Annotated in this window: 16 protein-coding genes and 1 tRNA gene; 13 read left to right on the forward strand and 4 right to left on the reverse strand. The window is 66.8% G+C overall.

Annotation, left to right across the window (positions count from 1 at the left end; genetic code table 11):
• Positions 1-37: 37 nt before the first annotated feature.
• From ACSLGO_RS01585 to ACSLGO_RS01610, 6 genes are read left to right on the forward strand one after another with little or no spacing between them, the layout of a single operon-like run.
• The gene (locus tag ACSLGO_RS01585) at positions 38-1,090 is read left to right on the forward strand and encodes a polyprenyl synthetase family protein (protein ID WP_255300464.1); all 1,053 of its coding nucleotides are present in this window, start codon (positions 38-40) and stop codon (positions 1,088-1,090) included.
• Positions 1,091-1,092: 2 nt separating this feature from the next.
• The gene (locus ACSLGO_RS01590; RefSeq protein WP_226802309.1) at positions 1,093-2,013 is read left to right on the forward strand and encodes a phytoene/squalene synthase family protein; all 921 of its coding nucleotides are present in this window, start codon (positions 1,093-1,095) and stop codon (positions 2,011-2,013) included.
• Positions 2,010-3,620, forward strand: a complete 1,611-nt coding sequence (gene crtI, locus ACSLGO_RS01595) for a phytoene desaturase family protein (RefSeq protein ID WP_436399758.1) — start codon at positions 2,010-2,012, stop codon at positions 3,618-3,620. The genes ACSLGO_RS01590 and crtI overlap by 4 nt, the downstream gene beginning before the upstream one ends.
• A complete protein-coding gene (locus ACSLGO_RS01600; RefSeq protein ID WP_091602425.1) occupies positions 3,620-3,970 on the forward strand; it encodes a lycopene cyclase domain-containing protein in 351 nt (116 codons plus the stop codon). The genes crtI and ACSLGO_RS01600 overlap by 1 nt, the downstream gene beginning before the upstream one ends.
• Complete coding sequence (locus ACSLGO_RS01605; protein WP_386917053.1) at positions 3,967-4,305, forward strand: lycopene cyclase domain-containing protein; 339 nt, start codon at positions 3,967-3,969, stop codon at positions 4,303-4,305. Before ACSLGO_RS01600 ends, ACSLGO_RS01605 begins: the two co-directional genes overlap by 4 nt.
• Complete coding sequence (locus tag ACSLGO_RS01610) at positions 4,302-5,189, forward strand: prenyltransferase (protein ID WP_433122311.1); 888 nt, start codon at positions 4,302-4,304, stop codon at positions 5,187-5,189. Before ACSLGO_RS01605 ends, ACSLGO_RS01610 begins: the two co-directional genes overlap by 4 nt.
• Before the next feature lie 145 nt (positions 5,190-5,334).
• On the opposite strand, the gene ACSLGO_RS01615 is transcribed toward ACSLGO_RS01610, so the two are convergent.
• Both ACSLGO_RS01615 and ACSLGO_RS01620 read right to left on the reverse strand, forming a co-directional pair.
• Positions 5,335-6,825: a catalase gene (locus ACSLGO_RS01615; protein WP_436399759.1), complete on the reverse strand. Its 1,491-nt coding sequence runs from the start codon at positions 6,823-6,825 to the stop codon at positions 5,335-5,337.
• A gap of 43 nt (positions 6,826-6,868) precedes the next feature.
• The gene (locus ACSLGO_RS01620; RefSeq protein ID WP_386885288.1) at positions 6,869-7,336 is read right to left on the reverse strand and encodes a Fur family transcriptional regulator; all 468 of its coding nucleotides are present in this window, start codon (positions 7,334-7,336) and stop codon (positions 6,869-6,871) included.
• A 107-nt stretch (positions 7,337-7,443) separates the two neighbouring features.
• Here ACSLGO_RS01620 and ACSLGO_RS01625 point away from each other — a divergent pair, with 107 nt between their 5' ends.
• Together ACSLGO_RS01625 and ACSLGO_RS01630 are read left to right on the forward strand one after the other, a co-directional pair.
• On the forward strand, positions 7,444-8,202 hold the full coding sequence (locus tag ACSLGO_RS01625; protein WP_091602441.1) for an alpha/beta fold hydrolase: 759 nt from the start codon (positions 7,444-7,446) through the stop codon (positions 8,200-8,202).
• Positions 8,169-8,930: an esterase/lipase family protein gene (locus tag ACSLGO_RS01630; protein WP_436399760.1), complete on the forward strand. Its 762-nt coding sequence runs from the start codon at positions 8,169-8,171 to the stop codon at positions 8,928-8,930. Before ACSLGO_RS01625 ends, ACSLGO_RS01630 begins: the two co-directional genes overlap by 34 nt.
• A gap of 20 nt (positions 8,931-8,950) precedes the next feature.
• Here the strand turns inward: ACSLGO_RS01630 and ACSLGO_RS01635 are convergent, their stop codons facing one another.
• A complete protein-coding gene (locus ACSLGO_RS01635; protein WP_436399761.1) occupies positions 8,951-9,694 on the reverse strand; it encodes an MBL fold metallo-hydrolase in 744 nt (247 codons plus the stop codon).
• Between the two features lie 148 nt (positions 9,695-9,842).
• Here ACSLGO_RS01635 and ACSLGO_RS01640 point away from each other — a divergent pair, with 148 nt between their 5' ends.
• From ACSLGO_RS01640 to ACSLGO_RS01650, 3 genes are all read left to right on the forward strand, one after another.
• On the forward strand, positions 9,843-11,114 hold the full coding sequence (locus tag ACSLGO_RS01640; protein ID WP_436399762.1) for an MFS transporter: 1,272 nt from the start codon (positions 9,843-9,845) through the stop codon (positions 11,112-11,114).
• Between the two features lie 129 nt (positions 11,115-11,243).
• Complete coding sequence (gene htpX, locus ACSLGO_RS01645; RefSeq protein WP_091602450.1) at positions 11,244-12,116, forward strand: zinc metalloprotease HtpX; 873 nt, start codon at positions 11,244-11,246, stop codon at positions 12,114-12,116.
• Positions 12,117-12,163: 47 nt separating this feature from the next.
• Entirely contained in the window at positions 12,164-12,841 is a 678-nt protein-coding gene (locus ACSLGO_RS01650) for a histidine phosphatase family protein (protein WP_091602453.1), read from the forward strand.
• Positions 12,842-12,926: 85 nt separating this feature from the next.
• On the opposite strand, the gene ACSLGO_RS01655 is transcribed toward ACSLGO_RS01650, so the two are convergent.
• Positions 12,927-13,418, reverse strand: a complete 492-nt coding sequence (locus ACSLGO_RS01655; RefSeq protein ID WP_055239270.1) for a YajQ family cyclic di-GMP-binding protein — start codon at positions 13,416-13,418, stop codon at positions 12,927-12,929.
• A 150-nt stretch (positions 13,419-13,568) separates the two neighbouring features.
• On the opposite strand from ACSLGO_RS01655, the gene ACSLGO_RS01660 reads away from it, so the two are divergent.
• Both ACSLGO_RS01660 and ACSLGO_RS01665 read left to right on the forward strand, forming a co-directional pair.
• Positions 13,569-14,018 carry a hypothetical protein gene (locus ACSLGO_RS01660; RefSeq protein WP_141653632.1) on the forward strand — a complete coding sequence of 150 codons (450 nt, stop codon included), beginning with the start codon at positions 13,569-13,571 and terminating at the stop codon, positions 14,016-14,018.
• 91 nt (positions 14,019-14,109) lie between these two features.
• A tRNA-Tyr gene (locus tag ACSLGO_RS01665) sits at positions 14,110-14,191 on the forward strand.
• The last annotated feature ends 52 nt before the right edge of the window (positions 14,192-14,243 follow it).

Genomic DNA, 14,243 nt, shown 5'->3' on the forward strand with positions numbered 1-14,243 from the left:
GATCAGCGTGTTTACTTTATGCATGGAGACAGAACACTTGCCTGACGAGAGAATTGGCCATCAGCAGGTGGACCGTGTCCTGGACGGGTTCTTCACCGCGGCCAAGGAACGCGCCGAGCGGATCAGTCCCAGCTACCTTAGCCTCTGGGAGACCCTCGAAAAATCCACGGTTGGCGGCAAGAGGCTGCGCCCGCAGATCGTGATGACGGCCTACACACACCTGGGCGGAACCGATCTGGAAGCGGCAGCCCGGGTGGGTGCGGCATTCGAACTCCTGCACACCGCGCTGATCGTCCACGATGACGTGATTGACCTGGACTTTGTCCGCCGCGGCCAGGACAACGTCTCCGGGGTCTACCGCCGGATGGCCGAGACTGCCGGCGAACCAGCCGAAGTAGCCCGGCACCGCGGACTGTCCGTGGGCATCATCGCCGGAGACCTCGCCCTGACCGGCGCCTTTCGCATGCTTGACTCCGTCTCCACGGACCCCATGACCCGCGAAATCCTGGCAGGGATCCTTGACGAAGCCGTCTTCGCGTCCGCCGGCGGAGAACTGATCGACGTCGACTTCTCCTTCGCGGCCGGCTCGCCGCCCCTGGCCGAGATCCTGGACATGGAACGGCTGAAGACCGCCGTGTACTCCTTCGAAGCCCCGCTGCGCGCCGGCGCGGTCCTGGCCGGAGCCGGCACCGAAGTCGCCTCTGCCCTCGGCCGGTTCGGCCGCGACATTGGCATCGCCTACCAGCTGGTGGATGACCTGCTGGGTGTTTTCGGCAATGAAAGCGCCACGGGCAAGTCCAGTATGGGGGACCTCCGCGAAGGCAAGCGCACCGTGCTGATCGCCTATGCCGCGCAGACCGCCGGCTGGCCGGAGCTCTCCGGCATTATTGGCCGCCCGGACATGGCTCCGGAGGACGCAGACCGTGCCCGCAGGATCCTGGTGGATTGCGGTGCCCGGCAGTACGCCCAGGACCTCGCTGCGAACTTCGCCTCGAGTGCCCGCAGCTACCTGGAGTGCGCCGAGGTGCCGGCTGGCCTGGCAGCGGTGCTGGACGACGTCGTTTCCGCTTCCGTGAACCGGGGCCGGTAGCCGTGGGCCAGACCACGGGGCTGCCCCTCTACAACCAGGCTGCCGTTGATACGGCCGCAGTCATGATCCGGGCCTACTCCACATCCTTCGGGCTTGCTTCCCGGCTGCTGGCACCCCGGACCAGGCGCCAGATCGAAACCATCTACGCGCTGGTCCGGCTGGCGGATGAGATCGTGGACGGGGTCGCCGCTGCCGCAGAGGTTCCTCCACCCGAGATCCGGCGCATGCTCGATGACCTGGAGGCCGAGACGGCAAACGCGCTGCGCACCGGCTACAGCGTGAACCTGGTGGTCCATGCTTTCGCACTGACCGCCCGCCGCACCGGGATCGGCACGGACCTCACCGGACCCTTCTTCCGGTCCATGCGTGCGGACCTGACCCGGGCCGAACACACCCAGGCCAGTTTCGAGGACTACGTCTACGGGTCCGCCGAAGTGATCGGCCTGATGTGCCTCCAGTGTTTCCTTGACGGCCGGACGGTTCCCGCTGACCAGGAAAAACGCCTGCGCGAGGGAGCGCAGCGGCTGGGCTCCGCGTTCCAGAAGGTGAACTTCCTCCGCGACCTGGCGGAAGACTTCGAGGCACTGGGCCGCAGCTACTTCCCCGGCGTCACCGTGGACGCATTCACGGAGGCCGACAAGCACCGGCTGCTGGACGACATCGAAGCGGACCTCCTCGTCTCCGGGGCGGCCATCGCCGAGCTGCCCCGGGACTGCCGCCCCGCCGTCGCGCTGGCCCAGGAACTGTTCGCGGAGCTCGCCCGCCGTCTGCGCCGGACCCCGGCATCCCGGCTTCGCACCACGCGGATCCGGGTACCGAATCCCGTCAAGCTGCGGATCGCAGCGGACGCGGTCTACCGGCACCGGCTGCGCCGCACCTCCGTCCCGGCCTACTCCACCCCCGACGCCGAAAGGGCGCCATGACCCCCGGAAAATCCACGTCCAGCCCGCGTACCGCCGTCGTTATTGGCGGGGGAATCACCGGCCTCGCCACCGCGGCCCTCCTGGCCCGCGAGGGCCTGGACGTCACGGTGCTGGAGAAGAACAGCACACCCGGCGGCCGCACCGGCAACTGGGAAACCGAAGGCTTCCGCTTCGACACCGGGCCCTCCTGGTACCTGATGCCCGAGGTATTCGACCACTTCTTCCGCCTGCTGGGCACCAGCGCGGAGGAACAGCTGGAACTGGTGCAACTGGACCCGGGGTACCGCGTGTACTTCGAGGACGAGGCTGCTCCGGTTGATGTGCAGGCCACCCGTGCGAAGAACGTTGAACTGTTCGAGTCGCTGGAACCCGGAGCCGGCGCCCGGCTGGAGAAGTACCTGGATTCCGCTGCCGAGGTCTACGACGTGGCAAAGAAGCGTTTCCTCTACAGCACCTTCGCCTCTTTCCTGCCGCTGCTGCGCCCGGACGTGCTCTCCCGCGGGCCGCGCCTGGCGAAGCTGCTGCTGCAGCCGCTGAGCTCCTTCGTTGCGAAGCGGTTCACCGATCCGCGGATCCGGCAGATCCTGGGCTATCCGGCAGTGTTCCTGGGCTCTTCCCCGTTCACGACGCCGAGCATGTACCACCTGATGAGCCGCCTGGACCTGTCCGACGGCGTGCTCTATCCGCGCGGCGGGTTCCACCGGCTGATCACGGTGATCGCTTCCCTGGCCGAGTCCGAGGGAGTGAAGATCCAGCTGGAAGCCAACGTCACCGCGATCCGCACCGAACAGCAGGGCAACGGCAGGGCCCGGGCCACCGGCGTCGAATACCGCGACGCCGCCGGCATGCCTGCAGTGCTCGACGCCGATCTGGTGGTCTCCGCGGCTGACCTGCACCACACCGAAACCCGGTTGCTGCCCGCCCAGCTGCAGACCTACCCGCCGAAGTACTGGGAATCCCGCATCCCCGGCCCCGGCGGTATCCTCCTGCACCTGGGCGTCCGCGGCGAACTGCCGGAGCTGGCCCACCACACCCTGCTCTTCACCAAGGACTGGGAAGCGAACTTCGAAAAGATCTTCGGCAAGCACACGTCGGTGCCGGACCCGGCGTCGCTGTACATCTGCAGGCCCTCAGCCACGGATGAGGATGCCGCCCCTGAAGGACACGAGAACCTCTTTGTGCTGGTCCCCGTCCCGTCGGACCCCGCGCTGGGCAGTGGTGGCGTGGACGGCGCGGGCGATCCGCGGCTTGAGGCGATGGCGGACACCGTCATTGCCCAGATCTCCGGCTGGGCCGGCATCCCGGACCTCGCCGAGCGGATCACCGTGCGCCGGACGGTGGGACCGGGCGACTTCACCGCGGACTTCAATTCCTGGAAAGGTACGCTGCTGGGCCCGGCACACGTGCTGAAGCAAAGCGCCTTCCTGCGCGGCACCAATGCCAGCCGCAAGGTGGACGGCCTGCTGTACGCCGGCGGGTCAACCTTGCCTGGAATTGGGCTGCCGATGTGCCTCATCAGCGCCGAGCTGGTCCTCAAGCGCCTGCGCGGGGACACCAGCACCGAGGCGCTTCCCGAGCCGCCCCGGGTATCGGAGAAGACACACTGATGGGGGCTTTGTACCTGCTGTTCCTGCTGGCATCGATCGGCTGCATGATGCTGCTGGACCACCGTTTTCAGCTGTTCTTCTTTTCCGGGGCACCCCTGCGTGCCGCGGCCGTCCTGGTTGCGGGACTGGCATTCTTCCTGGTCTGGGACCTCTTCGGCATTGGCCTGGATATCTTCTACCGCGGCGAAACCCAATTCATGCTCGGCCTTGAACTGGCACCCCACCTGCCGCTGGAAGAAGCGTTCTTCCTGGCCTTCCTCTGCTACCTCACCATGGTGCTGTTCGGCCTGCTGAAGGTAGCGGCGGCCCGTTTCGGCAGGCCCCACACGCAGGCGGAGGCGCAGCGGTGACGTACTGGCTGCTGAACCTCTGTTTCCTGCTCCCCGCTGCGGGTCTGCTCGCAGCAGTACTCCTGCGCCGCCGTCGTTCCGGCCACCGCAACCGCGGCTTCATCCTGCGCCTGGCCGGAACCGCCGGGGTGCTGCTGGCACTGACTGCCGTCTTCGACAACCTGATGATCGCCGTGGACCTGTTCGGCTATAACCCTGAGCGCATCTCCGGTGCGTTCCTGGGCCTGGCCCCGCTGGAAGACTTCGCCTATCCGCTGGCCGCCGTCCTTTTGCTGCCCGCGCTCTGGGAACTGCTGTCCCCGCGCGCCGCCGCCCTCCCGGAGGAGAATCAATGAGCGCCCCCGCCACCCGCACGCCCGGCACCCTTCGGATGCTGCTGCTCTCCTCCCGGCCGCTTTCCTGGGTCAACACTGCCTACCCCTTCGCAGCCGCGTACCTGCTGACCACGGGCGGGATTGACGCGGCATGGGTGATCGGCACGCTGTACTTCCTGATCCCGTACAACCTGGCCATGTACGGCATCAATGACGTCTTCGACTATGAATCCGACCTGCGCAATCCACGCAAGGGCGGCGTGGAAGGAGCGTTGCTGGACCGCCGGTTCCACCGCATCACGCTGTGGGCGGCGGTCGCTGCCAACGTGCCGTTCCTGGCGGTGCTGGCGTTTCTGGGCTCCCCGCTGTCCTGGCTGGTGCTGGCGGTCAGCGTTTTCGCGGTTATCGCCTACAGCGCTCCCGGGCTGCGGTTCAAGGAACGGCCGTTCCTCGACTCCATTACTTCGAGCACGCACTTCGTTTCCCCGGCCGTGTACGCGCTGGTGCTCGCCGGCGCGCAGTTCAACCCGGGACTCTGGGCGGTGCTGGGCGCGTTCTTCCTGTGGGGCATGGCGAGCCAGGCCTTCGGCGCCGTGCAGGACATCATTCCCGACCGCGAGGGCGGACTGTCTTCCATTGCCACCGTGCTTGGCGGCAAGACCGTAGTGCGGCTGGCCTTCGCCGCCTACGCTGCGGCCGGAGCCCTGATGCTGCTCACCCCGTGGCCCGCGCGGCTCGGTGCACTGCTGGCAGTGCCGTACCTGCTGAACCTCGTTCCGTTCCTGGGTATTACCGACGAACGGTCCGAGGAAGCGAACACCGGCTGGAAGCGGTTCCTGAAGCTGAACTTCCTGACCGGTTTCCTCGTCACCATGCTGCTGATCTGGTACTGGCCCTCCCGCTAGCCCTCCCCAAATCATCGAGATAGCAGAAACTGCACGTTACAGCGCTGAGACGGGCAGTTTCTGTCATCTCGATGGGGGGGGGAAGACAAAAGCGGCCGGCCCCCGAAGGGACCGGCCGCTTTTCAGCTAGCCGAAGGGCCGCAGGCTACTCTGCGACGCCGACGAACTCGGCCTTTTCGTTGGCCGTGGTCTCACCGGCAGCCAGGTTGGCCCGCAGCTTGGCGCCGAGCTCGGCGTCAACGTTGGTCCAGTACTGGATCGCAGCTTCGCGGATGTGCGGGCGCTGCACACCGGAAACCGCACCGGTGATGGTCTCCAGGAAACGCTCCTTGGCGGCGTCGTCGAACACCTCGCGGTACAGCGTGCCGGCCTGGCCGAAGTCGCTGTCCTCGGAGTGCAGGGTCGCTGCAGAACGCACCAGTGCGCCGTCGTTCTCCCACGTGCCTTCGCCGGCGAGTGCCGGATCCGCCACGGGGCCGCCCAGGGTGTTCGGGGCGTAGACCGGGGTCTCCGGGGAGTTGAAGGCGAAGCGGCCGTAGCCGTCCTGGGAGTAGTTGTTGACCGGGGCCTTCGGCGCGTTGACCGGCAGCTGGTTGTAGTTGGTGCCCACACGGTAGCGCTGGGCATCCGGGTAGGAGAAGATGCGGGCCATCAGCATCTTGTCCGGGGAGGCTGCAATGCCCGGAACCAGGTTGGCGGGGGAGAGTGCCACCTGCTCAATCTGGGCGAAGAAGTTCTCCGGGTTGCGGTTCAGGGTGTGGGTGCCCACCTTGATCAGCGGGTAGTCAGCGTGCGGCCAGACCTTAGTCAGGTCGAACGGGTTGAACCGGTAGTTCTTGGCATCCTCGTACGGCATGACCTGGACGTGCAGGTCCCAGGACGGGAAGTTGCCCTCTGCGATGTTCTCGTAGAGGTCGCGGCGGTAGTAGTCGGCGTCGGCGCCGGCGATGCGCTCTGCCTCTGCACCGGTGATCTCGTGGTTGCCCTGGTTCGAAGTGAAGTGGTACTTCACCCAGAAACGCTCGCCGGCAGCGTTGATCCACTGGTAGGTGTGGGAGCCGAAGCCGGGCATTTCACGCCAGGAGCGCGGGATGCCGCGGTCGCCCATGAGGTATGTGACCTGGTGTACGGACTCGGGGGACTGGGTCCAGAAGTCCCACTGCATGTCTGCGTCACGCAGGCCGGAACCCGGGAGGCGCTTCTGCGAGTGGATGAAGTCCGGGAACTTGATGCCGTCGCGGATGAAGAACACCGGAGTGTTGTTTCCGACGATGTCGTAGTTGCCCTCGGAGGTGTAGAAACGCAGTGCGAAACCGCGGACGTCGCGCCAGGTGTCGGGCGAGCCCATTTCACCGGCTACGGAGGAGAACCGCTGGATGGTTTCGGTGGTGGTGCCGGGCTGGAAAACAGCGGCACGGGTGTACATGGACACGTCTTCGGTGACGGTGAATTCGCCGAACGCGCCGCCGCCCTTGGCGTGCACGATGCGCTCCGGGATGCGCTCCCGGTTGAACTGGGCAAGCTTCTCAACCAGGTAGCGGTCGTGGAGGACAACCGCGCCGTCAGCTCCGTGGGATAGCGAGTGTGCGTCGCTGGCAACCGGAGTGCCGGTCTGGGTGGTGGTGAAGTTCGACATTCTCTCTCTTTCTTCTTTTGGGTGGAGTGTTAAAGCCAAGGGGTCAGGAAGTCTTGACGGCAGTGTCCGGCTTCGCTGCGCAGTCGGCGCAGAGGCCCTGGTAGAGCACATCGGCAATCTGGATGGTCATGCCGTGGGTGTTGCTGGGGGTCAGGCATGGTGCATGCCCGACGGCGCAGTCAACGTCCTCGATGCGCCCGCAGCCGGTGCACATGGCGTGGTGGTGGTTGTCATCAACGCGTGTCTCATAGAGGGCGGGGGAGTGCGGCGGTTCGATCCGCCGCAGCATTCCTGTTTCCGTGAGGTCGGTGAGGACTACGTAGACAGACTGGAGGCTGATGTCCGGAAGGGTGGTCCGCACAATAGCTGCGACTTCATCCGCCCCTGCGTGGGGGGAATGGTCGACGGCGTCCAGCACGGCCAGGCGCTGCTTGGTGACCCGGCGTCCGTGTGCACGCAGCTGCGCTGACCACTTGTCAGTGGCTGCCGCGGAGGCTGCTGTGGAAGTCATGCAACAAGAGTACAGCTTATTCTGATCTATTCATAATAAGGTTCCCCTAAGTCTCCGGCTTAGGCTGGAAGCGCGGCCGTGAGTGCAGCCGCGAACCAGGAGGCGAAGTGTCCGCAACAGCTGCCAGGCCCGGGGTGCGCCGCCTGCGCACGGGTGGGATTGAGGTAGGACTCCGTTCGTCCGGAACGCCCGGACCAGACGTGGTCCTGGTGCATGGAATCGGCGCTTCCTCGCGCTACTTTGAGCCCCTGGCACGCGAACTCTCCCGGGACCACAACGTCCATCTGGTGGAGCTGCCAGGCCACGGCGGAATGGAGCGCCCGCAGGCAGGCCTTACCATGGCCGGTTACGGCGCGGCCGTTACCGGGGCCCTGCGGCAGGCCGGTATTGAAGATGCCCTGCTGGCCGGCCACTCCATGGGGTGCCAGGTTGTGGTGGAAGCCGCGCTCGCGGACCCCGGGCTGGTCGCTTCGATGCTGCTCCTTGCCCCTACCGTGAACCGGGCCGAGCGGAATGCTGCCGCCCAGGCCTTCCGGCTGGCCCAGGACACGCTGCACGAAACACTCGCCGTAAACCGCATCGTCTTCACCGACTACCTGCGCACGGGCCCGCGCTGGTACCTCGGCACCCTCCGCAGCATGCTGGACCACCGGATGGAAGCGCGGCTGGCACTCACGCACTGCCCGGTGGCGGTGGTCAGCGGCAGCAGGGATCCGATCGTTCCCCGCTCCTGGCTGCTCCGGCTGGAAGAGTCCCGCGACGGCGTCGTGCTCGGTGAGGTGCCCGCTGCGCCCCATGTCCTGATGTGGAACAGCCCCGAACCCACCGCCGAGTGGGTGCGCAAACTCCGGAAGGCCGTGAGGTGAGCGGCACGGTGTCCCGCCCGGACGCCGAGCGCGGACTGAAGTACCGCCTGCGGCTGGCCGCCGCGTGGGCGGCAGACTACGCCTACGTGGCCCGCTGGCAGGTCCAGGGTTTCCTGTGCCGCGAAGATCCGTCAGGCTACCTGCATCCGGACCCGGATGCCGGACAGCGCGAACCGGTAGTGCTGATCCCGGGAGTCTACGAGGACTGGCAGCTGCTGCGTCCGCTCGCCGAAGCCCTCGCGGCCCGCGGGCACCCGGTCCATACCGTCACGACGCTCGGCTACAACCGGGGCCGGATCGACGAGATGGCGCGGCGGGTGGAGCACTACCTGACTGCGGCTGACCTGGACAGCGCCGTGATTGTTGCGCACAGCAAGGGAGGGCTGATCGGCAAGCATGTCCTCCTGGGACCGCAGGGGCACCGCATCCGCCGCATGGTTGCCGTGAACGCACCCTTTTCCGGCTCGCCGTATGCCCGCTATTTCCTGGTCCCGTCCATCCGCGCGTTCTCACCGCGTAACGAACTGCTGCGCGGATTGCAGGCCAGCCTGGAGGCAAACGCCAGGATCACGTCGATTTACGCGGCCTTTGATCCGCATATTCCCGGCGGCAGCCGGCTCGACGGCGCCCGCAACCTGCAGCTGGAGGCAATGGGACACTTCCGGCCGCTGGGGGATACGGAACTGCACCGGCTGGTAGTGGACGAGGTGGAGGCAGGGGGCGCCTGACCCAGCCCGCCGGAAGGGGACTAGCTTGCCCCCTGCGCGAGCGCACGCTCGACCGCCGACTGGATGCCGGAAGTCCACGGCTCCCCATGCCCGGTGAGCACCGTGGGCGCTGCGGTCTCCGCCAGCGCCTGCAGCGAGGCGAGCGCCGCGGCGCTGTCCGCCGTCGCCGCCCCGGAGACGATCTGCGGTCCGCGGCCACCGGTGTAGGGATTCAGGGTCACAAGGGCGTCGCCGGCAATCAGCGCCCCGCGGTCCGGAAAATGCAGCGCGGTGTGTCCGGCGGTGTGTCCCGGGGTGTGGATCAGTGCGGGTGTGCCCGGCAGCGCTGCAGCAGCTGCCTCGTCCAGATCCAGCACGTCGGCCACGCCGCGGACCACCAGCGCGCCCGCCATCGTCATGGCACCGAGCTGGCGCAGGGACGCCGGAAAGCGCAGCGGGTACTGGAGCCGGGGCCGTTCGTGGCCGTAGCGGTAGGGGTGGGCGGCAATGTAGTGGTCCGCGGGACGGGCGAGCACCGGTGCCCGGAACTCAGCGCGCAGTTTCGCCGCCGTGCCCACGTGGTCAAAGTGCCCGTGGGTCAGCACGATGGCGCTGACCGATCCCGGGCCGTACCCGAGGGAGCGGACAGCGGAGGAGATCGCGTGCTGCGAGGCGGGCAGCCCGGTGTCCACAATCAGCACCTCACCGTCGCCCTCCACCAGGTAGGCATTGGTGTAGGCGTGCTCAATCAAGTGGATGCCCTCGGCAACATTGCGGGTCAGCATGGATCCTCCTGGTGGACAGTGCGGACGTCCCGGACGTAAGGCCCGGAGCAATATCGTAAGCATGCTTTGCTCCGGGAAGGGACGTTTTGGCCGGACCCGTAGTGCACGGCATCACGGAACACCCGCGGCGCTCGCCTAGACTGCTCTGGTGCCCAGACTGCTAGCTGACCTCTCCCCGCTGCGCGAAAGCCGGGATTTCCGCCGGCTCTGGACCGGAACCGCGCTCTCGGCGGTGGGCACGCAGCTGACACTCGTAGCCGTCAGCCTGGAGGTCTATGAGCTGACGCAGTCCAGCCTCTACGTCGGCATGCTCGGCGTCGTGGGGCTGGTGCCGCTGGTGCTGGCAGGGCTCTACGGCGGGTCCGTGGTGGACGCCTATGACCGGCGGAAGGTGGCCCTGTTTTCCGCCGTCGTCCTCTGGCTGACCACCATCGGCATTGCCGTCCAGGCGTGGCTGGGCCTTGAAAGCGTATGGCTGCTGTTCGCCCTGGTGGCAGTGAACGCCGGAGCGGGCGGCCTGAACCATCCGGCCCGCAGTGCCATCATTCCGCGGCTGGTGCGGCCCGAACTGCTTCCGGCCGCCAACGCGCTGAGCATGATCACCTTCGGCATTGCGATGGCGGCCGGACCGCTGCTGGCCGGTGTGCTCGTGGGCCAGGTTGGCTACGGCTGGACCTACACGATCGACGTCGTGACCTTCACCGCCGCCATGTGGGCGCTGTACCGGCTGGAGCCGATGCCGCCCGTGGGCCAGGTGCAGAAAGCCGGGCTGAAATCCGTCCTGGAGGGATTCACGTTCCTGGGCACCCGGCCAAACATCCGCATGACGTTCATCGTGGACCTCGCCGCGATGGTGCTGGCCCAGCCCCGGGCACTGCTGCCGGCCATCGGTGCCCTGATGCTCGGCGGCGGGGCGGAAACCGTCGGAATCCTGCTCGCAGCCACCGCCGCGGGCTCCTTCCTGGCCGGGCTGTTCTCCGGCCCGCTGGGCCTGGTGCGCCGGCAGGGGCTGGCCGTGATGTGGTCGGTGGTGGCATGGGGACTTTCGGTCTCGGCCTTTGGAGTAGTGGTGGTCCTGGCGGGGGAGCACGACGGCGGCGGAGTCTCGCCATGGCTCCTGCCTGCGGCGCTTGCCATGGGAGCTGCTGGAATCGCGGATTCGGTCAGCGGAGTTTTCCGGTCAACCATCCTCCAGGCCGCCACACCGGATGCAATGCGAGGCCGGCTGCAGGGCGTGTTCGTCGTGGTGGTTGCCGGCGGGCCGCGGCTCGGTGACCTGGTGGCCGGTATCGACGCGTCCTTCCTTGGCGAAGGCTGGGCCGCGGTAGCCGGTGGACTGGCTTGCGCCGTCGCCGTCCTGGTCCTGGCCCGGCTGCAGCCTGGGTTTGCCCGCTATGACGCCCGGCATCCCGAGCCCTGAGCCGGGCAGCGCTGCGGAACAGCGTGGATCCCGGATACGTTAACGCTGAGGAAAAGTACTGCGGAAGGTTCTGGACCTGCGCTCCTGATGGGAGGGCGGGGCCTCCCGCCTAGGAAGGATCGTGTACACGTGCACCGACATTTCAACGGTTTGAAGACAGCAGCCCTCTTTGGGGTGCTCTTCGCTGTGCTGCTGGGTATCGGCGGCCTGCTGTCCAGCGGCACGGGCAGTTCCGCGTTCATCTGGATTTTCCTGTTCATCGGGCTCGCCACCACCGCGTACAGCTACTGGAACAGTGACAAGCTCGCCATCCGTGCCATGCACGCCGTCCCCGTCACGGAGGCCCAGGCGCCGGAAATGTACCGGATTGTCCGTGAGCTCTCCGCCAAGGCCAACAAGCCGATGCCGCGCCTTTACATTTCGCCGACCATGGCGCCCAATGCCTTCGCTACCGGCCGCAACCCGGAGAATGCTGCCGTGTGCTGCACCCAGGGAATCCTGCAGCTGCTCAACGAACGCGAGCTTCGCGGCGTGCTGGGCCATGAGCTGATGCACGTCTACAACCGGGACATCCTCACCTCCTCGGTTGCCGCCGCGATCGCCGGAGTCATCACCTCGCTCGGCCAGTTCCTGCTGTTCTTCGGCGGCGGGGACCGCCGCAACCAGAACCCGCTGGCCATGATCGCCATGGCAATCCTCGCGCCGCTGGCCGCTTCGCTGATCCAGATGGCCATCGGGCGGACCCGGGAGTACGACGCCGATGAAGACGGTGCGACGCTGACTGACGATCCGCTGGCGCTGGCCTCGGCGCTGCGCAAGCTGGAAACCGGCACTCAGCAGGCACCGCTGCCCAACACGGACCAGAAGCTGGTCAACACCTCCCACCTGATGATTGCCAACCCGTTCCGCAACGGCGTGCGCGGCCTGCTGGCCACCCACCCGCCGATGGCCGACCGGATCCGCCGCCTCGAAAACATGGCGGGACGTCCCCTCGGTTCCTAACCGAACTGCCCGAGCGGAACCGGCAACGACACAGAGAGCGAGCACAGATGCGGCTGATCCTCGTCCGCCACGGCCAGACGCCGTCGAACATTGAACGGCTCCTGGACACCGGCGCACCCGGTCCCGGCCTGACAGACCTCGGGATGGCACAGGCGGCGGCCCTGCCGCAGGCGCTGGGGCACGAACAGATTAGCGGGGTCTATGCTTCCAACCTGGTGCGCACGCAGCTCACGGCAACACCGCTTGCCGACGCCCTGGCCCAGCCGATCGAGGTTCGGGACGGACTGCGGGAAATCTCCGCAGGAAGCCTTGAGATGCGCGGTGACAGCGAGTCCATCCAGGCCTATCTGCGCACCGTGTACGCCTGGGTGCAGGGGGACCTGTCCCTGCAGATGCCCGGCGGACCGGACGGCGCCGAAACCCTGGGACGCTTCGACGAGGTGGTGGCTGAGCTGCAGCGCACCGGCCTGGAGACTCCGGTGATCTTCAGCCATGGTGCGATCATCCGGGCCTGGGCCACGGCGCGCGCCCGCAACGTGGGACCGGACTTCATTGTCCACAACACGCTGAGCAACACCGGAATCGTGGTGCTCGAATCGCGTCCCGCCGCCAGCGGTCCTGCCTGGGAGCTGCTTACCTGGCAGGGAGAGGCCGTTGGCGGCGCCGCGCTGGAAGATCCGGATACGGACGGGCCCGCGGCCGACGACGTCGAGCTGGCACCCTAAGCGGGTTCCGGGCGGAACAGCGACGGCGGCGCTCCCCGAACCCGGGGGGCGCCGCCGTCGTCGTGTCCGGCCGGGCCGGATATACCTAACGGAAGTTGATGAACTGCAGGTCAACGTCCAGGTCCGCGCCCTTGAGCATGGCCATGGTGGCCTGCAGGTCATCGCGGGACTTGGAACTGACACGCAGCTCATCACCCTGGATCTGGGACTTGACGCCCTTGGGGCCTTCGTCGCGGATCATCTTGTTGATCTTCTTGGCCTGGTCCTGGGCGATGCCTTCCTTCATGGAGGCTTCGATCCGGTACTCCTTGCCGGAGGCGTAGGGCTCGCCGTCATCGAGGGACTTCAGGGAGATGCCGCGCTTGACCAGCTTGGACTGGAAGACGTCCAGGACGGCCTTGACGCGCTCTTCCGAATTGGCCTTCATGAGGATCTTCTCGCCGCTGAAATCAACCTCGGCACCGACGCCCTTGAAGTCGTAGCGCTGGGCAATTTCCTTCTGGGCCTGGTTTAGGGCGTTGGCAACTTCCTGCTTGTCGATCTTGCTGACGACGTCGAAGGATGACTCGCTGGCCATAGTGCGCTCCTTAGGTGTGCGTGGGTAGGTGGATATGTCCTGTGCACCAGCCTAATAGGTGGGCACGGCGTGCGGGCAGCGCCGCAGCTCACAGGAATCACCCAGCCGCAGTGGACGATCCTCCCATCTGGCTGGGAAATGGTGGGGTTCATGAGCACGACGCACCCCACCGACCCCAAGGAACCTCCGCGGACAGCCGTGCCGGCTGGCGAACAGGGACAGGCACCCGTGCCGCCCGGGAAACCGCTTCCGCCCGGTGCTGCGGCACAGGTGACCTCAGCGTCGCCGCGCCGCTCGGCTGGAATCCGGCTGCGGCAGGCAGCGGCCTCCTCGGTCCTGGCGGCTGTCTCCGTGACAGGGGTGGGCACGGCAGCGGCCCAGGCAAGCGAACCCCGGGAAGCGTCCGTCTCTTTTCCTGCCGGTGACGAGGCCGCGGTAACTGTTGCGGCGGTCCAGGAAGACGAGGCCCGGCAGGGGGCCGAACGCCTTGCCGGTGTCCGGCAGGACCTGGCGAACGCCGTCGCCTGGGGCAGCGTGACCGCCGCCCAGGCTGAGCATTTCTACGCCCAGATCAGCGCCCGGATTGCCCGCGGACTGTAGCGCGGGGGCCCGATTCGATTCTTGGCCGAATGTTCTGTAAAGTTGTCTTGCCCGCGGTTACCGCGGACAAAGTCTTCGCAAGAAGGCCTTCGGCAGATTACCCGAGCGGCCAAAGGGGGCTGACTGTAAATCAGCTGGCAATGCCTACGGGGGTTCGAATCCCTCATCTGCCACCGAAGAGAGAATATCCCCGGTCCAAGGACCGGGGATATTTTTTGTTTCCGC

Source organism: Arthrobacter sp. IK3, assembly GCF_051337705.1.
GTDB lineage: Bacteria > Actinomycetota > Actinomycetes > Actinomycetales > Micrococcaceae > Arthrobacter_B > Arthrobacter_B koreensis.